At 62.2% G+C, this 22718-nt stretch carries 26 protein-coding genes; 12 read left to right on the top strand and 14 right to left on the bottom strand.

The genetic code is table 11. The annotated features are described in order from the left end of the window. Positions 1-72 precede the first annotated feature (72 nt). Positions 73-1488, top strand: a complete 1416-nt coding sequence (locus AC244_RS31010) for a multidrug effflux MFS transporter (protein WP_234717078.1) — start codon at positions 73-75, stop codon at positions 1486-1488. Between the two features lie 203 nt (positions 1489-1691). Here AC244_RS31010 and AC244_RS31005 read toward each other — a convergent pair whose 3' ends face one another. Next, complete coding sequence (locus tag AC244_RS31005) at positions 1692-2075, bottom strand: VOC family protein (RefSeq protein WP_053252675.1); 384 nt, start codon at positions 2073-2075, stop codon at positions 1692-1694. A 216-nt stretch (positions 2076-2291) separates the two neighbouring features. Beyond that, positions 2292-3179: an NmrA family NAD(P)-binding protein gene (locus tag AC244_RS31000; RefSeq protein WP_053252674.1), complete on the bottom strand. Its 888-nt coding sequence runs from the start codon at positions 3177-3179 to the stop codon at positions 2292-2294. A gap of 171 nt (positions 3180-3350) precedes the next feature. Here AC244_RS31000 and AC244_RS30995 point away from each other — a divergent pair, with 171 nt between their 5' ends. Continuing rightward, the gene (locus AC244_RS30995; protein WP_053252673.1) at positions 3351-3755 is read left to right on the top strand and encodes a winged helix-turn-helix transcriptional regulator; all 405 of its coding nucleotides are present in this window, start codon (positions 3351-3353) and stop codon (positions 3753-3755) included. A 392-nt stretch (positions 3756-4147) separates the two neighbouring features. Then, the gene (locus AC244_RS30990) at positions 4148-5419 is read left to right on the top strand and encodes an FAD-dependent oxidoreductase (RefSeq protein WP_053252672.1); all 1272 of its coding nucleotides are present in this window, start codon (positions 4148-4150) and stop codon (positions 5417-5419) included. Between the two features lie 758 nt (positions 5420-6177). Here the strand turns inward: AC244_RS30990 and AC244_RS30985 are convergent. Next, positions 6178-6897, bottom strand: coding sequence for an aspartate/glutamate racemase family protein (locus tag AC244_RS30985; protein ID WP_082367284.1), 720 nt, complete (start codon positions 6895-6897; stop codon positions 6178-6180). Between the two features lie 200 nt (positions 6898-7097). Here AC244_RS30985 and AC244_RS30980 point away from each other — a divergent pair, with 200 nt between their 5' ends. Both AC244_RS30980 and AC244_RS30975 read left to right on the top strand, forming a co-directional pair. Then, a complete protein-coding gene (locus tag AC244_RS30980; protein ID WP_053252711.1) occupies positions 7098-7562 on the top strand; it encodes an Lrp/AsnC family transcriptional regulator in 465 nt (154 codons plus the stop codon). Between the two features lie 8 nt (positions 7563-7570). Further along, a complete protein-coding gene (locus AC244_RS30975) occupies positions 7571-8152 on the top strand; it encodes a cysteine hydrolase family protein (protein ID WP_234717077.1) in 582 nt (193 codons plus the stop codon). Between the two features lie 286 nt (positions 8153-8438). Here the strand turns inward: AC244_RS30975 and AC244_RS30970 are convergent, their stop codons facing one another. The 3 genes from AC244_RS30970 to AC244_RS30960 all read right to left on the bottom strand — a co-directional run bounded on the left by AC244_RS30970 (position 8439) and on the right by AC244_RS30960 (position 9984). Next, positions 8439-8708, bottom strand: coding sequence for an antibiotic biosynthesis monooxygenase (locus AC244_RS30970; protein WP_053252671.1), 270 nt, complete (start codon positions 8706-8708; stop codon positions 8439-8441). Positions 8709-8879: 171 nt separating this feature from the next. Beyond that, positions 8880-9143 (bottom strand): hypothetical protein, encoded by a 264-nt coding sequence (locus AC244_RS30965; RefSeq protein ID WP_053252670.1) that lies wholly within the window; start codon positions 9141-9143, stop codon positions 8880-8882. A 445-nt stretch (positions 9144-9588) separates the two neighbouring features. Beyond that, complete coding sequence (locus tag AC244_RS30960; RefSeq protein WP_053252669.1) at positions 9589-9984, bottom strand: Ohr family peroxiredoxin; 396 nt, start codon at positions 9982-9984, stop codon at positions 9589-9591. Between the two features lie 154 nt (positions 9985-10138). Between AC244_RS30960 and AC244_RS30955 the strand changes: the two genes are divergently transcribed. Then, a complete protein-coding gene (locus AC244_RS30955) occupies positions 10139-10645 on the top strand; it encodes a MarR family winged helix-turn-helix transcriptional regulator (RefSeq protein WP_053252668.1) in 507 nt (168 codons plus the stop codon). 373 nt (positions 10646-11018) lie between these two features. On the opposite strand, the gene AC244_RS30950 is transcribed toward AC244_RS30955, so the two are convergent. From AC244_RS30950 to AC244_RS38795, 3 genes are all read right to left on the bottom strand, one after another. Beyond that, complete coding sequence (locus AC244_RS30950) at positions 11019-12047, bottom strand: DUF3095 family protein (RefSeq protein ID WP_053252667.1); 1029 nt, start codon at positions 12045-12047, stop codon at positions 11019-11021. Between the two features lie 69 nt (positions 12048-12116). Next, a complete protein-coding gene (locus AC244_RS30945) occupies positions 12117-12512 on the bottom strand; it encodes an Ohr family peroxiredoxin (RefSeq protein WP_053252666.1) in 396 nt (131 codons plus the stop codon). Between the two features lie 77 nt (positions 12513-12589). Beyond that, positions 12590-12994, bottom strand: a complete 405-nt coding sequence (locus tag AC244_RS38795; protein WP_321166245.1) for a HAMP domain-containing sensor histidine kinase — start codon at positions 12992-12994, stop codon at positions 12590-12592. 557 nt (positions 12995-13551) lie between these two features. On the opposite strand from AC244_RS38795, the gene AC244_RS30935 reads away from it, so the two are divergent. Continuing rightward, entirely contained in the window at positions 13552-14847 is a 1296-nt protein-coding gene (locus AC244_RS30935) for an NAD(P)/FAD-dependent oxidoreductase (protein WP_053252709.1), read from the top strand. On the opposite strand, the gene AC244_RS30930 is transcribed toward AC244_RS30935, so the two are convergent. After that, positions 14831-15559, bottom strand: coding sequence for a class I SAM-dependent methyltransferase (locus AC244_RS30930; protein ID WP_053252664.1), 729 nt, complete (start codon positions 15557-15559; stop codon positions 14831-14833). The genes AC244_RS30935 and AC244_RS30930 overlap by 17 nt on opposite strands. A 269-nt stretch (positions 15560-15828) precedes the next feature. Between AC244_RS30930 and AC244_RS30925 the strand changes: the two genes are divergently transcribed. Both AC244_RS30925 and AC244_RS30920 read left to right on the top strand, forming a co-directional pair. Further along, on the top strand, positions 15829-16275 hold the full coding sequence (locus tag AC244_RS30925; protein WP_053252663.1) for a hypothetical protein: 447 nt from the start codon (positions 15829-15831) through the stop codon (positions 16273-16275). Positions 16276-16278: 3 nt separating this feature from the next. Further along, positions 16279-17511: an HlyD family secretion protein gene (locus AC244_RS30920; RefSeq protein ID WP_053252662.1), complete on the top strand. Its 1233-nt coding sequence runs from the start codon at positions 16279-16281 to the stop codon at positions 17509-17511. Between the two features lie 209 nt (positions 17512-17720). Here the strand turns inward: AC244_RS30920 and AC244_RS30915 are convergent, their stop codons facing one another. The 3 genes from AC244_RS30915 to AC244_RS30905 all read right to left on the bottom strand — a co-directional run bounded on the left by AC244_RS30915 (position 17721) and on the right by AC244_RS30905 (position 19622). Continuing rightward, positions 17721-18143, bottom strand: a complete 423-nt coding sequence (locus AC244_RS30915) for a DUF1801 domain-containing protein (protein WP_053252661.1) — start codon at positions 18141-18143, stop codon at positions 17721-17723. Positions 18144-18533: 390 nt separating this feature from the next. Then, the gene (locus AC244_RS30910; RefSeq protein WP_053252660.1) at positions 18534-19004 is read right to left on the bottom strand and encodes a GNAT family N-acetyltransferase; all 471 of its coding nucleotides are present in this window, start codon (positions 19002-19004) and stop codon (positions 18534-18536) included. 186 nt (positions 19005-19190) lie between these two features. Further along, a complete protein-coding gene (locus AC244_RS30905; RefSeq protein WP_053252659.1) occupies positions 19191-19622 on the bottom strand; it encodes a rhodanese-like domain-containing protein in 432 nt (143 codons plus the stop codon). A gap of 73 nt (positions 19623-19695) precedes the next feature. Here AC244_RS30905 and ftrA point away from each other — a divergent pair, with 73 nt between their 5' ends. The 3 genes from ftrA (at position 19696) to AC244_RS30895 (ending at position 21455) form a co-directional block, all read left to right on the top strand. Then, positions 19696-20751, top strand: a complete 1056-nt coding sequence (ftrA, locus tag AC244_RS30900) for a transcriptional regulator FtrA (protein WP_082367282.1) — start codon at positions 19696-19698, stop codon at positions 20749-20751. A 109-nt stretch (positions 20752-20860) separates the two neighbouring features. Further along, positions 20861-21121 carry a transposase gene (locus tag AC244_RS35900; RefSeq protein ID WP_234717076.1) on the top strand — a complete coding sequence of 87 codons (261 nt, stop codon included), beginning with the start codon at positions 20861-20863 and terminating at the stop codon, positions 21119-21121. 10 nt (positions 21122-21131) lie between these two features. Further along, positions 21132-21455 carry a hypothetical protein gene (locus AC244_RS30895; protein WP_053252657.1) on the top strand — a complete coding sequence of 108 codons (324 nt, stop codon included), beginning with the start codon at positions 21132-21134 and terminating at the stop codon, positions 21453-21455. 121 nt (positions 21456-21576) lie between these two features. Here the strand turns inward: AC244_RS30895 and AC244_RS30890 are convergent, their stop codons facing one another. Beyond that, the gene (locus AC244_RS30890; RefSeq protein WP_053252656.1) at positions 21577-22560 is read right to left on the bottom strand and encodes a nucleoside recognition domain-containing protein; all 984 of its coding nucleotides are present in this window, start codon (positions 22558-22560) and stop codon (positions 21577-21579) included. Between the last annotated feature and the right edge of the window lie 158 nt (positions 22561-22718).

Here is a 22718-nt window from a genome sequence, read left to right as displayed (position 1 = left end):
CAGAAACCCTGCGGGCGGTGCTGCATTTTCAGGAGAATTTCCGTCGCAGATGTCAGAGCGTTTGCGGATTAGATGGAGTGCAGAAACGCTCTAGCTCTTTGTTTTCATGCATTTCCTGCCGGAAAACCGCTTCGCACTTTTCCTGGAATTGCTCAGCGGCAAAGAGCCAAAATTTCGCGGCCGTGTTTGGCGATAGTCGCAAGCATTTCGCGGCAACACTGCTATAGGTTGACTCTATCCTTTCCCCTATTCTTTTTCCCTCGTATGCGGCCAATGACATCTCCCATCAGTTTCCGCGAGCGCATCGCTCTCTATGCCTTTCTAACGTCGCTAACCTCCATCAGCATCGACGCGCTGTTGCCGGGATTGCGTCAGATTGGGGCTGATGTCGGCGTTGCGCCGCCACTTTCCACCCAGCACATCATATCCCTTTTCATCCTTGGCATGGCGTTTGGAGAGTTGCTGCTGGGGCCATTATCCGACGCGATGGGACGAAAGCGGGCGCTGGTTCTGGGCCTTGGCGTCTATGCGCTCGGAACGGTTATCGCCATGCTGGCGGGCTCGCTCGAAATGGTGATCCTCGGCCGGTTTCTTCAGGGGATCGGCGTCTCGGGGCCGAAGATCGCCACGCGCGCCATGATCCGCGACCAGTTCGAGGGCGATGCGATGGCCCGCGTCATGTCGTTCATGTTCACGCTCTTCATCCTTGTGCCGATGCTGGCTCCGACCCTGGCGCAGGGTATCATTGCGCTCGGCGGCTGGCGCAGCGTCTTCGCGGTCTATCTCGGGGTGGCGGGCCTTCTCGGGCTATGGCTGGTGCTGCGGCAACCGGAAACATTGCCCGCCGCCAAGCGCATCGCCTTTCGCCCGCGGCTTCTTCTGTTGAACGGGCGGCGCATCCTGTCGAACCGGCGCGTGACGCTGCTGATCGTGGCGACTGGGCTCGTCTTCGGCGCGCAGCTTCTTTATCTCAGCACGGCGGCCGATCTTTTCCTTGATGTCTACGGCATCGGACAAACTTTCCCGTTGTATTTCGCGATGCTGGCCACAGGCATCGGTTTGGCCTCGTTCCTCAACGCGAAGCTGGTGCAACGCTTTGGCGCGGAGACCATGGCGCGCGCTGGCTTTGTTGGCCTAGCGGCGGCAGGGCTCGTGATGCTGGCGGCATCCGTCTTCTGGGGCGGGCGGCCGCCACTGACGGTGCTGATGGTGCTCGGCTTTGCGGCGTTCTTTGCGATCGGGGTGCTGTTCGGCAACCTGAACGCCATGGCGATGCGCTCGCTTGGGCAGGTTGCGGGGCTGGGCGCGTCGTTGATCGCCTCCGGATCCAGCCTCATCGCCACCCTGTTCGCGATCGCAATGGGCGCCTTTTACGATGGTTCGACGCTTAATCTGTCGGCCGGGTTCTTTATCGCGGGTGTCAGCGCGCTCGCTCTGGCCGAGATTGCCGTGCGGGGAGATGTTGCGCCGGTGGAGGCCACACGCTAGGCGGCGGCGAAAGCCAGGCGGCGGTGTGAAACCGTTTTCACACCGCCCACCTAAAAGTCGTTACGTCCCAGGTTCCGGAAGTTTCGCGAACTGAGTGAAACACTAAATCAGTTCACTGTTCTCCGAAGCAGTGAACTAATCTAATTCTTTGAAATTACGCAATTCCGGACGGAAAACCGTTTCACACTTTTCCTGGAATTGCTTTAGCTGTTGTGGACGACGGAAATCTTGTTTCCCGAGGGATCGCGCATGTAGGCGGCGTACCAAGTGGGCCCATAATGGGGACGTGGGCTAGGTGCACCTTCATCCGTTCCACCATTGGCCATGGCAGCTTCGTAAAAGGCATCCACTTCCGCACGGGACTTGACCATAAAGCCGACCATGGAGCCATTTCCTGCGCTGGCCGGCTCGCCGTTGAAGGGTTTGCAGACCCAGAGGACGAAACCCGTGCCTGCTCCACCTTCAGAGTAAGCGCGCCAGCCCGGAAAATCTGTGTGCTTGCTCCATCCAATGGTCGCCAATGTTGCATCATAGAAGGCATTGGATTTGGCGGAATCCAATGCGCCCACGGTCACATAAACGGTCATAATCTCCCCTTTCTCCGGTAGCGGAATCGTGGGAATTCATACCGTGCAAAATAGAACATAACAAGAACAAAGAATGCAGAGCCGTTATTCCCGTCGCAAGATCCGGGCAGAGCATGCGCAAAGCGGGCAGATCGTAAAACAATCGTTCTCGGGCTTCGTCACAGTCCAGGAGCCCGGCGCAAATGGCCGGGCTCACTTCGTTTCGATTGCAATCGTTCAACCGGCAAGTCTTGCCTTGCTGGCTTCGAGGAAGGCGGTGAGCGGCAGCGGTGTGGTGCCGGTCAAGGTCGTCACGTCGCTGGTCACCATGTCGATATGGCCCTCGCGGGTGTTGGCGTCGAAGGAGACGACGATCGGGATGAGGAAGTCGGGCAGGCCCGCACCCTTCAGCCCGCCAGCGAGTGCATCGTCGGAAATATGCACGACGTCGAGCGGCTTGCCGGCCGCCTTGGAGACGAGCGCGGCGATCTCGTCGGTCGAGCGCAGTTCCGGGCCGGTCAGCGTATAGGTGCGGCTTTCGCTGCCGGCCGAAAGCAGCGCGGCGGCGGCGGCCTGTGCCGCGTCGGCGCGGGCGAGGTGGGCGAGGCGGCCCTTGCCGGAGGACGAGTACCACTGTCCGGTTTCCAGCGCATGCGGCAGCGCCATGAACAGGTTTTCCATGTACCAGCCGTTGCGCAGGATCGTGTAGGGGATGCCGGTTGCCTTGATGGCGTTTTCGGAACCGAGATGATCGGGGGCAAATGGGATGACCGAGGTCTCCGGGTTCGGCATCGAGGTGTAGAGAATGTGCTTGGCGCCGGCCTTCTCAGCGGCCGCGACGGCAGCCAGATGCTGGCGCAGGCGCTTGCCGGGCTGGTCGAGCGCGTCGGTGGAAATGATCAGGATGCGGTCGGCGCCGGCAAAGGCCGCGTCGAGCGAGGCCGGATCGTCGAAGTCGGCGATGCGTGCCTGCACGCCCTTGCCGACATAGTCGGAAAGCTTTGCCGTATCGCGGCTGGTGGCGATGATGTTGGCCGGCTCGACCTTGCCGGATGCGAGCAGCGCATCGAGCACAAGCTTGCCGAGCTGGCCGGTGGCGCCGGTCACGAGCAATGTATCGGACATGTCTTTTCCTTTTTCTCTGTGATGCCAGCCGACGCTTCGGGAGCACGTCCGCCGGTTGATGGTCTCTTTTTGAGAGTTGCTCTAATCTAGTAATCTGGTAAGAGCTGTAAAGGAGGCAGTTTTTCCTGCCGTGGTTACAAGAAGGGTACCGCCCCCCATGAGTAAGCTGAGATGAACAAGCTGACCGGTGATGTGAAGGGCAAGCGCGTGGCGATGGTCTGCGGCGTGCCGATGGATGTCGAGAACTGCCCGGTGCGCGACGTCATGGACAATATCGGCGGCAAGTGGAATTCGCTGATGATCCTGTCCTTGGCCGACGGGCCTCTAAGGTTTTCCGGACTCAGGCGGCTGATCCCCGATATTTCCCAGCGTATGCTGACGCAGACGCTGCGCGACCTGCAGCGCGATGGCTATATCAGCCGTACGGTCTTTCCGACGCAGCCGCCGAGCGTGGAATATGCGCTGACCGATCTCGGGCGCTCGCTGTTGGAACTGCTGAAGCATTTCGTCGATTGGTCGCTTGCCAACCATGCGGCAATCCGCGCCGCGCGCGACACCTATGACGGGGCGCCGTAGGGGTGCGTTGATCTGGATTGACGGAGGGCGGGCGCCTGTCCGGCCGTCTCAACATTCCAAGCTTTGGGTGCTGTCTGCCCCTCCCTAACCCTCTCCCCGCAGGCGGGGAGAGGGGACGTGGATCGCTGCCCTGTCGCTATCCGCAGCACGCTTTAAGATAGCGATAAACAGTGATCGAGTTGGCGTTGGCGAGCGGGTGCCGCGGTGTTCCTTCTCCCCGCGCGCGGGGGGAAGGCGGCCGGCGGGCCGGGTGAGGGGCAATTGCGGCCCACCGCGTGGGATGCGCGGCGCCATGTCCCGGCGAAGCAAGCTTGCCGTAGCGCTTTGATTCTCCGTATAGTTTGCCGATGAAATGAATCCGGCACATCGATCAAGCGCCATGCCGAGGGACCATGAAGACACTGAGTATCGGCATTGCGGGTGCAGGCCCGGCGGGGCTTGCGGCGGCACTGATGCTGTCGCGGCACGGTCATCGGGTGGAGATCCTCGAGCGTTTCGGTGAGGCGTCGCCGGTCGGCTCCGGCCTGATGCTGCAGCCGACCGGCCTGACGGTGCTGAATGCGCTGGGCCTGTTGCAGCCGATGCTTTCGCTCGGCAGCCGGATCGACCGGCTTTATGGCGCGGACGCGAAGTCCGGCCGCACGGTGCTGGACGTGCGCTATGACGCGCTTGCCGGCGGCCGCTTCGGGCTGGCGGTGCAGCGGGCTGGGCTGTTCGGCGTGTTGCATGATGCCGTCGTTGCCGCCGGCATTCCCATCCGCCCCGGGGTGACGCTTGCCGCTGCCACGACCGCGGGCGAAAAGGCGCTGCTGCTGGATGCCTCCGGCCAAGAGGTCGGGCGCTATGATCTCGTCATCGATGCGACCGGCGCACGCTCGGCCATTGCGGCGGGGGCAGCGACGGCGCCCGGCGTGCGCGAGCTTGCCTATGGCGCCTTCTGGGCGACGCTCGACAGCGACGGCCTGACCCATGATCCAAACGCGCTGACGCAGCGCTACGACCGCGCCAAGGTGATGATCGGCATTTTGCCGGCGGGCCGGGCGCGACCGGCAGCGCGTGACCACGTGGCGTTCTTCTGGAGCGTCAAGATCGGCGATGCCGACGCCGTGAAGATGGCGGGGCTCGACAGATGGAAGGCGGGCATTCGCGGCTACTGGCCGGATTGCGCGCCCTTGCTCGACCAGATCGGCGATTGGGACCAGCTGGCGCTGGCGCGCTATGCCCACCGCACCATGCGCCCGCCCGCATCGGGTCGCATCGCCTTCGTCGGCGACAGCGCCCATTCGACCAGCCCGCAACTGGGGCAGGGCGCCAACATGGCGCTGATCGATGCGGCGACGCTTGCCCATGCGTTGTCGGTGACCGACAACATCGACGCGGCACTTGCCGCCTATGGTCGGGCGCGGCGCAACCATATGGCGCTGTTCCAATTGCTGTCGCTGGCCTTCACCCCCTTCTACCAATCGGATTCGACAGCCCTTGCCTGGCTGCGCGACCGGCTGGTGGCGACGATCGCGCGCATCCCGCCTTCGCCGGCGCTGCTCGCCTCGATCGTCTCGGGCACGCTGATCGATCCGTTTGCGGCTGCGGGGCTCAAGGAGTGTGACTGGCACGCCGTTCGCGCGCGACCGGTCGTCGAAAACGTTCTTACCGTCTCGGCCTAAGCGCATCGCGAGACCGCCGCACCCGCGCGCATCGCATGTTTTTGGACGCCGGAGGAAACCCTGTATAAGGCCCGCTCCTTACTGCGCAATTCCTCAAATCGGATTCGATTTAAGGAGAAAATTATGCAGCAAGTCTAAAGTGTTACGGCGTCCTTAGCGCGTCATGAACGCGCGGCGCCGTAAAGGGGCGGCGACGCCATTCCGGGATGATTCGCTGTTGAGGTGTTGCGATGACTGATTTTGTGTCTGCTGTTCTCGTGCACGTCGCCGACGTGGAGGCAGGGCTTTCCTGGTACCAGAGGGCCTTTCCGCGCGCCGAACGGCGCCGGCTGGACGCCTTCGATTTCGAATATCTGAAGATCGGTTCGACCCATCTGGAAATCGTGCCGGCGGACGAGAGGGGGGCAAGCGGCGCGGCCGGTTCGGTCGTCTATTGGCAGGCCGAAGATTTCGACCGGGCGCTTGCCCTTTCAACGATCTCGGCGCGCCGCTCTATCGCGGCCCGCTGGCGATCGAAGACGACTTGTGGATGTGCCAGGTTCGCGACCCCTGGGGCAACTGCATCGGCCTTCGCGGGCCACGCGCAGGGCAGGAAACCGCGTGAGCCTTCGACGCGCCTGAACGGCGCCGAGCGCGCGACGCGGCGATTGCCCCTTAGGGCCGTGCCGTATGGACCAACGGGCAATGGCCCCCAGCGCAGGCTGAAGGCCATTTTCGGTTGCGATCCGTGTGGATGTAGGCGACGGCGACTGCAAACCTTACGCGGCGCGGCGAAAATCCTGCAGGCCGAGGGCGAATTCGACGGCGGCGTCGGCGTGGATCGCGGTGGAATCGAAGCCCGGCAGCGGCAGCGCCTTCGGATCGAGGATCAGGCAGATCTCGGTGCAGCCGAGGATGACGGCATCGGCTCCTTCGGCCTCGGCCTTGTCGATCAGGTCGACCAGCGCCCGGCGGGAGGTGCCGAGGACCTTGCCGGCGCAAAGCTCGTCGAAGATGACGTTGTGCGTCAGCGTGCGGCCGTCCGCGTCGGGCACCATCACCTCGATGCCGTGGCTCTTCATGCGCTCGGCGTAAAAGCCGTGCTCCATGGTGTAGCGGGTGGCGAGCAGCAACGGCTTGCGGATGCCGGCGGCCTTGAGGCGGGCGGCAGTCTCGTCGATGATGTTGATCAGCGGAATGTCGACGGCGGCCTGCACGGCGTCGGCGATCAGGTGCATGGTGTTGGTGCAGATCAGCACGCAGTCGGCGCCGGCGGCCTTCAGCCCGCGGGCAACATCGGCGAGCCTTCTTGCAGCGTCGTCCCAGCGGCCGGCCTTCTGCAGGTCGACGATCGACTGGAAGTCGACGGAGTGCAGCAGCACCTCGGCCGAATGCAGCGCGCCCAGCCGTTCGCGAATGGCTTCGTTGACCATGCGATAATAGACCACCGAGCTTTCGAAGCTCATGCCGCCGATAAGACCGATCTTGCGCATTTCCATCGTCTCTTTCCCTGATCCTGTCGCCATCCGCATCGCGGCGCGGCCAGCAGTTGTTCGATGGGGACACTATGCCGGACCTTCATCGGCAATGGTTCGCTTTGATGGCGCGAGAGCGGTATTTTGGCGCGATCCAATTGCGCCTGAGATGGATATTGTGCAAATATGCAGCGTATCATATCGGTGAAGTGGGAGTGGTGAGCGTGCTGGATGAGAGAGACAGGAAGCTTTTGGCGCTGTTGCAGCAGGATGGGAGCATGGCGGTCGGCGAACTTGCCGACCGGGTGAACCTTTCGCTTTCCGCCTGTTCGCGCCGCATCCAGCGGCTGGAGGAGGCGGGCTATATCGCCAAGCGCATCGTCGTTCTTAACCGCGAGCGCATGGGCGTGCCGACCACCGTGTTCGCGATGATCAAGACTGCGCATCACTCCGACGAGTGGATCGAGACCTTCCGGCGGGCGATCAGCGACATTCCCGAGATCGTCGAGGCGCACCGACTGACCGGAAACTACGACTATATCGTCAAGGTCGTGTTGCCGCGGGTCGAGCATTACGATGTGGTCTACAAGCAGATCGTGCGCAAGGTGGAGCTCTTCGACGTTTCCGCTTCGATTTCGATGGAAATCCTGAAGAGCGGCACGGCGGTGCCCGTCGATTATGCGGAGTGATTGAAGCCGTGAGCGAGTACGACGTCAAGCTGGCGGAGGCGCTTTTGGTCGTCGACGTGCAGCGCGCCTTCATATCAGGTGCGGATGCGGTGCCGGATCACCTGTCGCTGCAGCGGGCCGTCGGCCGGCTGCTGGAGCGGGCGCGCGAGAAGGGAGCCCCCATCCTCTTCCTGCAGAATGACGGGCCAAAGGGCACCCCGGACGAGCCAGGTACGGACGGCTGGCAGCTGTTCTTCGATGCCAGGCCCGGTGAAACGGTCGTGCGCAAGTCTTTCGACGATGGCTTTCACGGCACCGATCTCGAGGCGCAGCTGAGGAGCCATGGGGTCGAAACCCTCGCGATCTGCGGCATGCTGTCCGAAATGTGCCTGGCGGCAACGGCGCGCCAGGCGATGGATATCGGCTTTAGTGTGATCCTCGCCCATGATGCGCACGCCACCTATGACGTACCGCCGGGGCCGGGCGGCTCGGAAAGGGTGCCGGCGCGCATGGCGGCACGGGCGGCCGAGTGGTCGCTCGGCGACGAGATCATACTGGTGGGAACCGTCGACGAGATCGGCTTCGAGCCGGCGCTTGCGCCGGTGCGGTAATGCTGGGCTGCCCGGCCGCATGATCAGGTCAGACAATCTCTGCTGTGCGAGCGCCGATCCGTGCGGGCGCGAAAGCATTTCCAGGAAAAGTGCGAAGCGGTTTTCCGTCAGGGAATGCGTAAAAACAAGGAGATAGAGCGTTTCCGCGACTCCGTCTAAACCGGAAACGCTCGAGTGGCGGAGAATTGACAACTGAATGCGCTGTTGCCGTGACCGAGACCACGCGCAGGAGCGTTTGCTCCGCGCCGGAAACCGGTCGACCATGCGCATGTCATTTCCGGTTGCTTCATGCCTTATTGGTAAACCACACTGTTGGTGTGCCCAGTACGCCGCCTTGGCGCATTGCTGCCTTCAGTTCGTCCAGCTTGCCGAATGCCTGAGCCGCTTCAAGCGTCGCAAACTCATGTGTTACTGTAACATCGTTGGGATTGTCGGTGGCTTGATAAACCGCCTCCGCCAAAACCCCGTTCGCCTTCTGCATGGGCGAAAACGCGTCGTATACACGGCGCCAGGCCGCGTAGTCGGAGACCTCGTGCCTCACGAATAATGTCGTCATATCATCCTCCCGCGTTGAATTTCCAATGCTGCTTGAGACATGCGTCCTGTCCGGGACGCATCTGATCCAGGGCGGAGAAAGCCAATTCGGAACACGTTTGGGATGCTTTGCAGTGCCGAGGCTTCGTCATGGAAGCCGCAAAACCGCTCCGGCTCAGCGAGGCGTCGATTGCTAGGATTGAACGAGGAACACCAGGGTTTCGGGCAGCACGCCGTCATGCGCCATCGCGTCCGCTGCCGCTTTGGTTTGCATGAAGGCGTCCAATCTGGCCATGTCGGCAACGTCCATGACCAAGCCGACGCGCTTGGACGCCTGACGGTCTACAAACGTGCGAATGTTTGTGACGCCGATGGGTTCGAATAGCTGCTTGCGGAGAGGTGAAGCGAGCCAGTGTTCGGTGTCTTTGACATCGTGATAGACCATGACGGTAGGCATGATGCCCTCCTTTGTGGGTCAAAAGTAAAATCAAAGTACACGTCTGCGCGTTGCTGTGTTCATTTCAATGATATTACGAATGTATCTGTTCTCGATCCACCTATCCGAAAGATTGATTTGCAAGCAATTCGGATTAATTCGAAAACGATAGGTTCAGTTCGTGGTTCCGTCGCGTTTAATATCAGCGCAGGTTGGTAAAAGCTCCGGGAAGATTTCCTCGGCCAGTTTCACGTGTCGAGGTTATCTTTCCGGGAAAGGATCGCGAACCATTGGTTCCAAGGACGCTAGGTGAGGCTTGGGCGGCCCCGGTACGGGCCGCCCTGTGCTTGCAACCAGGCCATCGTGTTGTCGATAGCGATGGGCCAGACATGATTGTCCTTCGAGTGTTCCGGTTCACTCGCATGCATGTGCCGATGGTTCTCGCCGAATTGAGAGACGATCCGTTTCAGACGAGGTTGGTCTCGACGTCGATGTTGCCGTGCGTCGCCTTGGAATAGGGGCAGATGGCGTGGGCGGCATGAATCAGTTCGTGGGCGACGTCGCGGTCGAGGTCCGGCAGGCTGACATTGAGCCGTGCCCGCAGGAAGTAGGAACCGTCATTGACGTTCAGATCGATCTCGGTGTCGACCGCGAGACCGGCCGGAAGCTTGATCTTTCTCTGCAGGGCGGCGACCTCGATCGCGCCGATATAGCAGGCGGACCAGGCAGCGCCGAAGAGGTTTTCGGCGGCCGGGTGTGGTTGCGTCAGCTTGAGGTCAAGCATGCCGTCGCTGCTGCGGGTGCCGCCGTTGCGGCCGCCGGTGTTGTGGGTCTTGCCGGTGAAAAGAAGCTTCTCGGTCATGATGGTACCCTTTCTGGTTAAGTCTGATCGCATCCGCTTCAATCGGATGAGAGTTAAATATGCCAACTCGAACCAGATGTCAACACCATTGCGATTTAATCGGATACGATTTATATAGAGATGGACAACGCGGACAATGGAACAGGATATACCCATGCCCACATCCCCGACAGCAAAAGGTCTGGACGCGCCTCAGTCTTCGTCATCGCAGACCGAAAACGGCGGCAGGAAACTTTCGAATTTTCTGTGCTTTGCGATCTACTCCGCCAACCTCGCCTTCGGTCGCGCGTACAAGCCGATCCTCGACAAGCTCGGCCTGACCTACACCCAGTATGTGGCGATGGTGGCGCTTTCCGAGGAAGACGACCAGACCGTGGGCACGCTTGGCGAAAAGCTCTTTCTGGAGTCGAACACGCTGACGCCGATCCTCAAGAAGCTCGAATCCGAGGGCTATCTGCAACGCCGGCGCGATCCTGCCGACGAACGGCAGGTACGCGTGACACTGACGCCCGCCGGGCGCAAGCTTGTTGAAATGGACCCGGGCGCAGCGCTGACCGATGCAATCGGTCTCGGAGACGAATTTCCAGTCGTGCAGCAAACAGTGGCGCAGTTGCGCGACAACCTCTTGCGGGCGACGCAGGCGGGCTCTGAGAAGGTGTGAGGATTGGCGGTCGCGAGCCGGCAGTTCCACCGGCTCGCTGGAGATCGCCGAGGGGGCGGCCCGTGCCGCTCGGGACCGCTGACAAATCCAGGAAATGCCTGTTTGAAGAGGCCGGTCGCCTTGCTGCTCATCCCTGTGCCTTATGGCGGGGACCAGGCGGCCCGAAGTCTGTCGGGTCAAAAGACCTTTCAGCGCCAGGGATTTGGGCTGACTGAATTCCTGTGACTGGCACAGGAAGGGTGTGTGTCGCTAGGCTTCCCCAGCGGCCTGCAACCCCCTGAAGATGACTTTGTCGGCAATCCGGGGTGGCCTATTCCGACCCACCGCACCCGCCATTGTGTGCGCGTCGTCTCGCAACGGTGAGTTGGCGCGATCACGCTGCAGGAAGCTTGTGAGGCGCCAGCATCTCGGCGGCTTTGGAGTAGCCGCCGTCCATTCCGTCAAGAAAATGCAGGTGCGAATTCGACCTGCCGGAGGGGACGAGGCAGGTCATCAGCGCGTGAGACTGGCGATGCAGCCCGAAATTGACGTCGCCGCGTTGCCTGGCCGCGGTAAGGATGGCTTCGACGCTGTCGATCTGTTCGCGGGTGCAGTCGAGCGTAAGGCGCAAGCCGTCGTCATATTTGCGGAAATCCGAACTGGCCGCGACCGCCGACCAGCGCCTGGGGTCGACAACCAGCCGGTCGTCCTTCGGCACGGCGGCGGCCTCCGGCACCGGATGAGACTGGCGCTGCCCCGCCTCAAGGATGGTGAGGACGCGCCTCGCCAAGGTGGCAAAGTCCTGAGCGTCCGTCTGTTCTGCAGGCTCGACCAGCAACGACAAAATTTCGCCGCGCTGGCTGGGAAAGGGTTTCCACTCGCACCGGAGACCGGTCAAGTTCGGCCTCGTCTTCTCCATATTCGGCTTTATCAGGTAGCGCCCGCGCTTGATCTCGTGCTCCGCCCACTTCAATCCGCCACCGGCAAACATGGTATAGGTGGCATCTTGTGATGCCGCGTAGCGGGCGATCCTCACGTCACGTCCGTTGGCGCGGACTTCGTGCACGGGCAGCAGCCCCGTTCGAAGGGTCAGGCCAAGGCTGCCCTTTGCAAAAGCGGCGACCTGTCGCAATGCCGATGTCGCGGTCATGGCCGCCTCCGGCGGCAACGCGAAGGCCGCCCCGTCGCCGCGAAACACGAAGGGGAAATCGAACGCCCCCCAGGCATTGCCGAATGCGGCGATTGCGGAGGCGCCTGCGAAATTGACGTCCTCGTAGCGACCGGACCTCGTGGCCGAGGTCGAGTCGACGACATCGGTAATGGCGATGAGCCAATCGTCGGGCAACGGCTCGTAATTGGTGGCGTCGAGTACGGCCGAAAACTCGCTGTAGGCTGGCGGTGGCTGGGCCTGGTCGCTGCGCATTGCGTTCTCCAAATCGGCAAGAAGAGGTCAGGTCCGCAGGCTCAGCCCGCAGACCTGACCGGATGACGTTCAGACCAGATTGGTCGCGACATCGATGTTGCCGTGTGTCGCCTTGGAGTAGGGGCAGATGTCGTGGGCGGCGTGGATCAGTTCGTGGGCGATGTCGCGATCCAGGTCCGGCAGGCTGACATTGAGCCGTGCCCGCAGGAAGTAGGAGCCGTCATCGACGTTCAGGTCGATCTCGGTGTCGACCGCGAGACCTGCGGGAAGCTTGATCTTTCTCTGCGAGGCGGCGAATTCGATCGCGCCGATGTAGCAGGCGGACCAGGCGGCGCCGAAGAGGTTTTCGGCGGCCGGGTGTGGCTGCGCCAGCTTGAGGTCAAGCATGCCGTCGCTGCTGCGCGTCCCGCCATTGCGGCCGCCGGTGTTGTGAGTCTTGCCGGTAAAAAGAAGTTTCTCAGTCATAGCTATATCCCGTTTCTGGATTTATTCATGTCCGATTAACTCGGATGCGATGTAAATACAGAAACGAAGTTGGTGTGTCAATCGAAATACGATTTAATCGGATGCGATATGTCTGTGGCCGACCTGCGCATGGTGCAAAGGGGCAGAGGGGTCCGGTCGAAAACGCGTTCGCGTTCGGCTTCGGGAATGCCGGGCCCGTCATCGCAGATCTCGATCACCCCCTTGCGTTCCACCCGGGCGACGATCGTCCCCTGATTTCCGGCATGCTCGATTGCATTCTGGATCAGATTTGTGATGGCGCGCGCAAGGGAAGCAGGATCTCCCTGCGTCAGCGCCCGCTCAACATTGGGCTCGAACGAAAACTCATAGCCCTGGTCGATCGTCAGGGGCGCGAGGTCGGCGGCGACGTCACGGTACAGTCCGACGAGATCGACCGTTACCAACGGTTTGGCATTGGCCTCAAGCCGCTGCAGATCGAGCAACTGTTCCGCAAGCGCCGAGATTTTTTCGCAGTCGGAGATGGAGCCGATCGCGATCGGGCGCCGCCGCAAGCGAGTCGAGCCGTGTTTGCAGGATTGCGACGGGCGTGCGCAGTTCATGTGCCGCATCGAGGATGAAACGCTGGTGGCGATCATAGGCCTGGTCGAGCCGGTGGAGCGCACCGTTTATCCCTCGCACGAGAGGCCGGACTTCGCTGGGAATGGAGGTTTCCGTCAGCCGGTAACTCCGCCGTGGTGCATCAGCTTTCCTAGGCCCGTTCGAGCGCTTGCGGCCGACGCCGCTCCTACCGCATCGCGACGTTTGCAAACTCGACATTGCACGGACATTGCAAGGATATTTTTGACCCGCGTTTCGTGGCAGCGGCGTCGTGTCGATGGAGTGACGGAACGGGAAGGCTTTATTCGCGATAGCCGATCACACTATTGCCGCGCACGCACAAGCGCCATGACCGATTTTGCAAGGGTGACATACGGAGCCGGCGGTTGCGTTGGCGCGCCTGCGCCCCACATTTGCAAAAAGTCAAATCGGGATCATGGCCATGCAGGACAGGCATCATGTCGTCGTCGTCGGTGGAGGATTTGGCGGGCTGCAGCTCGTCAACGGGCTTGCGGGCGCGCCGGTGCGCGTGACGCTGATCGACCGGCGAAATCATCACCTGTTCCAGCCGCTGCTCTACCAGGTCGCAACCACGCTGATCGCCACTTCCGAGATCGCCTGGCCGATCCGCCATCTCTATCGCGACCGGCCGGAGGTGACGACGCTGCTGGGCGAAGTGACCGGCGTCGATGCCGCCGCCAAAGCGGTGACGCTTAGGGGTGGACAGGCGATCGACTACGATACGCTGGTGATCGCCACGGGCGCGACGCATGCCTATTTCGGCCACGACGAATGGGAGCCGGTGGCGCCGGGGCTGAAGACGCTGGAGGATGCCACCACGATCCGCCGCCGCGTGCTGCTTGCCTTCGAGCAGGCGGAGCTCGAGGAGGACCCCGCCATCCGCGAGGCGCTTCTAACCTTCACCGTGATCGGCGCCGGGCCGACCGGCGTCGAGCTTGCCGGCATCATCGCCGAAATGGCCCATCGTACGCTGCCGAGCGAGTTTCGCCGTATCGATACGCGTCAGGCCCGGGTGATCCTGGTGGAGGCGGGGCCGCGCATTCTGGCAGCCTTCAGCGAGGACCTGTCCGACTATGCCAAGCGCGAACTGGAAAGGCTGGGCGTGGAGGTTCGAACCGGGACGCCGGTGACGGCCTGCACCGCCGAAGGCGTGACAATTGGTGAGACTTTCGTCGCCAGCCGCACGCTCGTCTGGGCCGCCGGCGTCCAGGCGTCGCCCGCCGCCCGCTGGCTCGGCATTGCCGAGGACCGGGCCGGCCGTGCGATCGTCAGTGCCGATCTCCAGGCGCCCGGTCATGACGATATCTTCGTCATCGGCGATACCGCCGCCGTCACCTATGACGGCGGCAAGCCGGTGCCAGGCATCGCGCCGGCCGCCAAGCAGCAGGGCGCCTATGTCGCCAAGGTCATCCGCGCGCGCCTTTCCGGCGGCAAGCCGCCCGGCGACTTCCTCTACCGTCATCAGGGCAGCCTGGCGACAATCGGCCGGAGGGCCGCGATCATCGATTTCGGCCGGTTCAAGCTCAAGGGCGCGCTTGCTTGGTGGATCTGGGGCATTGCCCATATCTACTTCCTGATCGGCACGCGCAGCCGCTTTGCCGTCGCCTGGAGCTGGTTCTGGACCTATCTCAGCGGCCAGCACAGCGCCCGGCTGATCACCCAGAAGGAGACGCTGAGGGAGAAAGCCGAGCAGCCCGCGTCTATTTCTGCACCTTGACGATCAGGATCATCGGCCGGTCGACCTCTTCGGCGAGGGCGGGCGTCTCGACGATCTGCTCTTCGGTCGGTCGCCATTCCTGAACGTGTCGGATCGCAAACCCTGTGGCGATCAGCGTGTTAAGCGTCGTGCTGATCGTGCGGTGGTGCTTGATGACGCCCTTGGCGAGCCAGTCCGTACTGCGCGGACCTTCCGCCGAATAGTGGTCGACCGCCCAGGTTCGCTCGCCGTGATCGCCGATCCGCCAGCCGGGATTGAGCGACGCCATGTAGATCGGGTGCTCGACGGTGAAGACGAAGTGGGCGCCGGGAACGAGGGCGCGATGGATGGTGGCGACGAGCCGGCCGAAATCCTCGATATAGTGGAAGGCGAGCGAGCTATAGGCAAAGTCGAAGCTCTCTTCAGGCAATGGGAGCTGATCGAGGTCGGCGATCCGGTAGTCGATCGCCGGGTCCGACGTATCGGCCTTGGCGCGGGCGATCATCTTCTCGGAGAGATCAAGGCCGAGTACCTGGGCGGCACCGGCCTCGCGGGCATGGCGCGAAAACCAGCCGAAGCCGCAGCCGAGATCGACCACGCGGTTGCCGGAGAGATCCGGCAGCAGGGCGCGGATCGCCGGCCATTCTGCCGCACCGGCAAGGCCGTGGACCGAGCGTCCGAGCTGGCTGTAGCCTTCGAAGAATTCTTGTCTGTCGTAGACGTTCTGGGCCATGGCGGTCGCCCTGGGGAATGGTTGGCCAGTGCAGATGCCTGCCGCGCGCGATAGGGCGGGCGGGCATCTATTGCTGTTACTGGGGGAACAGCGTGCTCCTTTCGATCCTGCTCGAAACCAGCGGCACTTCAAGGTGCCGGCGCGCCGATTTGCTAAGGCGCACGGCGCCGCAAGGTTAAGTTGCGGCCGATGTGCAAGCTTTTGTTTTTGTTTTTTGGGGGTGTGCTAATGTTCGATTCTCTGCTCCATCTGCTCTCGGGGGAGACATGATGTCCGACAGCATCCATCCAACTGCAATTCACCATCTGCCCGCATTCGTCACCGCGCCCGGTGAGACCGACGTCCTGTTCAACGTCGTCGTCATCTTCATGATCCTGGCGATCTTCGCGCTCGGCACTTTTTACCTGCGGCTGCATTCGCTGCCGGAAACCATGGCGCATAAAAGCCACAAGGTGCAATACGAGCTGGTGGCGGTGCTGGGGCTGATCTCGCTGCTCACCCACAACAACATCTTCTGGATCGCCGCACTGATCCTGGCGCTGATCGATCTGCCGGATTTTTCGTCGCCGCTCGCGGCGATCGCCCGCTCTTTGGAGAGAATTGCCGGCAAGGAGGACAAACCCGTTGCAGCGGAGCCGCCGGTCGCGGAGCCGGAGCCGGTGGCGAGCCAGCCCGCCGCGTCCGTGCATCAGGCACCGGTGGAAGGGAAGGTCTAAGCCATGTTCGAGTTTCTGCTTTGCTCGCTTCTGACGATCTTCCCGGACTATCTCTTCCGCCGCTACGTTCAGGGCAAGCGGATCGGGCGGGAGATCACGCTCTATTCCGTCTGGTTCGAACTGCGTTGGGGCATCACCGCCTGCATCATCCTGACGGTCTCGCTGATCACCCTCATCTTCTACTTCCATCCGTCGACAAAGAGTGTCACCTCGGTGTTCCGCACCGTCGCCGTGCTGCCGGAGACCGGCGGGCGGGTGGCCGAGATCTATGTGAAACTCAATGACAAGGTCGCGGCGGGCCAGCCGCTGTTCCGGCTCGACAATACCGAAGAAGAGGCCGCGGCCGAGCTCGCGCGCCGCCAGATCGCCGAGGTCGATGCCGAGATGACCGTCGCGCGCACCGAGCTTATCGCTGCCGATGGTGCGATCGTACAGGCCGAGGCCGCCGTGAAACAGGCCCAGGACGAATACGATACCCAGGTCGAACTCAACCGGCTGAACCCCAACGTCGTCGCCCGGCGCGAGATCGAGCGCCGGCAGGTCGCGCTCGAAGGGCGCAAGGGCGGGCTTACCGCCGTGCTTTCCAACAAGCAGACGCTTGAGACGAAGATCGCGTCGCTTCTGCCTTCGCAGAAGGCAAGCGCCGAGGCGGCCTTGCAGCAGGCCGATGCCAACCTCGCCAAGACCACCGTTCGCGCCGGCGTGTCCGGTACGCTCAGCCAGTTCGCGCTCCGGGTTGGCGAAGTGGTCAACCCGATGCTCAGGCCGGCCGGCGTGCTCGTTCCCGAGGAGGCGGGCCGCACCGCGCTTGTCGCGGGCTTCGGGCAGATCGAGGCACAGGTGATGAAGGTCGGCATGATTGCCGAGGCCACCTGCATCGGCAAGCCGTTCACGATCATTCCGATGGTCGTGACCCAGGTGCAGGACGTCATCGCAGGCGGGCAGCTAAGGGCCAGCGACCAGCTCATCGATGTGGCGCAGCTCGCCAAGCCAGGCACGCTCACCGTCTTCCTGGAACCGCTCTATCCGGGACTGCTGGATGGGATACCACCAGGCAGCAGTTGTATCGCCAACGCCTATACCAACAGCCACGACGAACTGTCGTCGCCCGATATCAGCACTGGCCGCTGGCTCTACCTGCACGTGGTCGATGCCGTCGGCCTCGTGCACGCGATGATTCTGCGCATGCAGGCGCTGATGCTGCCGGTGCAGACGCTGGTGCTTGGCGGCCATTGAGGGCGCGTTAGCAAGAAGGCGAAGCGGAGACGCTATTTCTCGACCGATCCTGGGCGCCTCGTGACCGGCGAGGCGCAGTCAAAGGGACAACAGCATCCGCCTAGATCATTTCATTGTTTCATTGAAACAGTGAAATGATCTAACTCTTTGAAACCACGCAATTCCGGGCGGAAAACCGTTTCACACTTTTCCTGGAATTGCTCTAAGCGTCATGCGTCCTTGCTTTTGGCTGCCTTTGCCCGGCTGCTTGCAGGGGCCTTCCTCTTTTTCGCCTTGGCCTGATTGTACTCAACGGCGGCGCGGATGAGGTTTTGGAATGCGCGCTCGTCGATCTCGTCACCTTCGAAGAGATCGATCGCCCGCCAGACCTTGCCGTTCAGGCCGTTGTTGAACAGGTTTTCGGGGTCGGGCAGGCTGGCGCCGTGCGAAAAGGTAAGCTTCACCTTATCCTTGTGGGCATTGCCGACCGCAATGATCCCGTCGCGAGACCACACCGGGCTTCCCATCCACTTCCATTCCTCTGTTATCTCCTTGTCCGCTCCAAGGATGCTCTTGCGCAGGTTGGCGAGCGTCTTGCCGCGCCAGTCGCTGGTGTCAGCGATCAACTGGTCGATGTGTTCCGATGCATTCATTGGTCTCGATCCTCCGATTTCCGGCTTTGTTCCATCCGGCGGCATTGGCAGCGCCTGCCTTGGTCGTGGACGAGACGCGGTCTCGGTTCTTCAACCTCAGGGTGGCGCAATTGCCACCGCACAATGCCTCAAATCGGAATCGATTCAAGGTATTATGCAGAGGCTTAATGTGTTTCGGCGCCCTTGCGCCGAGACGTGCAGCGGCGTCGCCCCTGTAGCAGGCGAACGCCGCATAGCGCCCATTTTCGGCTTGCGCGGCAAGATGGTGCAGGCAGGCGCAACGTCGAGGGACAGCTTTGAATTGGGCCGATAGATCTTTGCAAACGCTCGGCCGCGGCTGCGCCGCCACATCTCCTGACGAGAACAGCAGCCTCACTGCCTGGAAATCCGTTAGTCGCCGGATGCGACCGGCATCGTCCACGGTTCCCAGACTTCGTCGGGACCGCCGCCCTGGCGCCGGTAGAAGCGTTTGGCCGGCGCGTTGCCGGCAAGCACGGTCCAGTTGATGCGCGGCGCGCCGATGGCGGCGGCGTGGCGCTTCAGGGCGGAGACGAGGGCAGCGCCGGCGCCCGAGGAGCGCGCACCTTCCTCGACGAACAGTTCCTTTAGCACCACCGTCGGCTTCAGATCGTAGGTCCAGGGAATGACATAGTGCACGGCGATGCCGACGACACGACCGTCGAGCTCGGCCACGAAGACGCCGAAGCGCGGGGCATCGCAAAGCCCGTGGTCGATCAGATCCTTTTCGGTGACGGCGAACTTGTCGATATAGCCTTCGAACACGGCAAGGCCACGCATCAGTGCCAGCACCGTGGGCACATCGCGATGCTCGAACGGGCGGGTGGAAAGGGCATTCGTCATCAGGTTCCTCACGGGGCCAGCCGGCATTGTTGATCGTGGCCGCTACCTTGGCGTGTTTGCGCGGATCCGCCAAGGCTGCCGTTCGGCGGACGGCTCCGCTTCACGCGCAATCGAATCCGGCCCGGGGAGCCAGCGATGACCCGCGATCGCCTGATCCGCGGGCCATCAGCACTGTCGGTGTTGCGTTCAGGCGGCAAGCAGCAGCCGGGGCTCGCCGGGGGCGCTGCCCGAGGCGAAGGCAAGGCCTTCGTCTTCCCAGCCGGTAATGCCGCCGATCATGATCTTCACCGGCCGTCCGAGCCTTGCGATCTTCAGCGCCGCCTGGTCGGCGCCGTTGCAATGGGGGCCGGCGCAATAGGCGACGAACAGGGTGTCGGCCGGCCATTCGGCCAAACGTTCTGCGGTGATCTGGCGGTGGGGCAGGTGGATCGCGCCCGGCACATGGCGACGGGCATAGGCGGCTTCGGTGCCGACCGCGTGCAGCAGCACGAAATCCTGTTCGCCGTTCTTCAGGGCATGGGCGACATCGGCGCAATCGGTCTCGACGCTGAGCCGCTGGGCGAAATGGGCAATGGCGATCTCGGGTGCGGCGGCTGGGGTTTCGGTGACATAGCTCATTTTTCTCTCCTGTCGCTCTGGTCTTCAACGGTTGACGAGGATGGTTGTAGCAACGCCGGACAGGGGTTGGCAGATGGCAGGTTTGCCATATATGCTCAAGATCATGCCAAAACCATTTGCCACCTCGCCATCACCCGCCAACCCGCTTGTCGTCGCTCTCGCCTATGACGGTCTCTGCACCTTCGAGTTCGGCGTGGCGGTGGAAATGTTCGGCCTGCCGCGGCCCGAGATGGGCGAGGGGTGGTACCGCTTCGCCGTTGCCGCCATTGAGCCGGGGGAACTGAGGGCGACCGGCGGTATCAGGCTGATGGCCGATGGCGGGCTCGATCTTTTGGCTGAGGCCGGCACCATTATTGTGCCCGGCTGGCGCGGTGCCGATACGCCCGTACCCGAAGCCTTGTGCCAGGCGCTGCGCTCCGCGCACGCCAATGGCGCGCGCGTTCTTTCCATCTGCTCGGGCGTCTTCGTGCTGGCGGCGGCCGGCCTTCTTTCAGGCCTGCGCGCCACGACCCATTGGCGCTACACAGACAAGCTGAGGGCGCTCTACCCGGATATCGAGGTGGTGCCCGACGTACTCTATGTCGATAGCGGCACGGTGCTGACGTCTGCCGGCAGTGCCGCCGGCATCGACCTTTGCCTGCACCTCATCCGCCGCGATTTCGGCAGCGAGGCGGCAAACCGGGTGGCGCGCCGCCTCGTCGTGCCGCCGCACCGCGATGGCGGGCAGGCGCAATATATCGAAAGGGCGGTGCCGGAGGTGCATGAAAGCGCGCGCCTCGGGCCGCTGATCGACCGGATGCGCGCGCAGCTCGGCGAGGATTTTTCGATCGCGGCGCTGGCCAAATCCGTGGGCATGAGCGAACGCACCTTCCTGCGCCGCTTCGAAGCGGCGACCGGCACGACGCCGGCGCGCTGGCTGCTCGGCGAACGGCTGGCGCGGGCACGGCAACTGCTGGAGGAAAGCACGCTCGGCATGGAGCAGGTGGCGCAAGTTGCGGGCTTCGGCTCCACCCAGACACTGCGCCACCATTTTCGCCAGCAGCTTTCGACGACACCCGCCGCCTACCGCGCCACGTTCGGGCGGACGCCGGCCTCTGCGAGCTTGGTCGCCGAGGCGGCTGCGGAGTGAAGCGGGCCGCGTGCACCTCGCCGCCGTGCCTGTGAACCAGAACTAGGTGTGTAGTCCCTGGGTGTGATGGTGCATCATTGATCCTGAGTCGTCAGGAAGAGGATGCATTATGGGAAGTGTTCTTCACGGCAGCGCCCGCACGACGCCGCGTTCGACACGGAAGAACCCGCCACCGTGTGACTATACGGCCTACAAGGATCGGAACCGCATCGAGCGTATGTTCAATAGGATGAAGCAGTTTCGTCGGATCGCTACATGCTATGAAAAAACCAAGGCATCGTTTGCGGCATTTCTCGCCCTGGTGGCAGTAAAACTTTGGCTACCAACAATCTGTAAGCATGTGTGGGAGTCTGACTGCAGCCAGCCATAGAGGACATCTCATGCTTACGAAAAGGCAGACGCTTTGGGCATTGCCGATTCTCATCGCGACCTTTGCAGCGCTATGTCTCTCGGGTTATGCATTCGAGGAGCGGCTTTCCATTAGAAATGATGGCCTGACTGCGGTGGTCGGCACTGCTCTGGTCGCGAACTTCTTCGCCTTGATCTTCGTTATTTTTTCGATCTTTGTGTCGTTCGGAACCGCGCTCATTTTTAACGCCGCTAGCCCTGACTTTTGGCAGAGGACAGGGAACCCCTTCTACTACCTCCTGTGGCGCGAGTTGCGCGAAGCCACGGCGCGAAGGTCAGACGAGGGGGCTGAGTGAGGCCGACTTTGTCAACACGACCTAGATCATTTCATTGTTTCATCGAAACAGTGAAATGATCTAACTCGTTGAAGTAACGCTATTCCGGACGGAAAACCGTTTCACACTTTTCCTGGAATTGCTAGGCTTCCGACGGTGCCAGCTTGCCGCCTTCCTTGCGGAAGAAGGACTTGAAGAACACGGTGTCGGGCGCCGAGCCGATGATCCTGGCGATCAAGGCCGTCGCGACAATGGCAAAGATCAGCCGGCCGAAGAATACGCTGGTGAAATCCGCGCCGAGCGCGACGACGACCAGGGTGTCCTCGACGAGACTGTGGCCAAAGCCCATGAAGACGCAGGCGAGGAAGACCTGGCGCGGTTCGACGCTTGCCGTGCGCGCCTCGCGGATCAAAAGCGCGCCACCATAGGAGATCCCGAGAAGCACGCCGACGGCGGCGAAGGGCACTGTTTGCGGCTGGATGCCGGCGAGACGGAAGAGCGGCGCCATTCCCCGGTTCAGCCAGCCGAGGATGCCGACCATCTTGAGGATCTCGATCATCCAGCTTAGGGCGAGCAGGACGACGAGCATGGTCGCGAGCGTCTTCAGCGTGCTGAAGGTGAAGCTGAGCCAGTCCGACCCCTCGTTGACCGGTATCCATGCCGGGCTCAGAGGCGTAGCGAGCCATCCGGTCGCTGAAAACAGCTGGTGCAGCAGTGCTGCGAAGATGAGGCCGCCAACGATACGCAGCGCCCCTGTGATCACGAAGCTCGGGCCCGCCTTCTGGATGATGCGCTGTTCGATCGGAATGGCGTGCGCCACCAGCATCAATGCCGAGAAGACGGTCATGTCGGCGGTCGTCAGCTCCGAAACCGGCACCAGCGCGAAAACGACCACCACCGCCCCCCAGATACCGACCAGCAGGCCGGTGAGCCAGGCGAAGGCGAGCTCGGGTGGCAGCCCGACCAGGGTCATCAGCGGCGCGAAGGCGGGCGCGATCGCGCGGATCACGCCGAGTTCCTGCAGGACATGCGTGGCGATGGTGACGGGAACGATGATGCGCACCAGCTCCCAATAGACTTCGAGTGTCGCGAGCGTCTTGCGGTAGAGGATGATGTGAACGGCCATGCCGGTGTCTCCTTGAGTTGTTGTCCAAGGACTAGGTCGTGTGGACTCTTGGGATTTCCAAGGGTGAGCAAATCAGATTCAAGACTGTCTTTTGGAGGCAGTCATGGGTGTTTTGGATCGTCTGATCCTTCGGGACGAGCAGTGGGAGCGGATATCGC

It is taken from the genome of Ensifer adhaerens (assembly GCF_001270265.1).
GTDB classification, from domain to species: Bacteria; Pseudomonadota; Alphaproteobacteria; order Rhizobiales; family Rhizobiaceae; genus Ensifer; species Ensifer adhaerens_B.
This window is presented reverse-complemented; position numbering and strand designations above follow the sequence as displayed.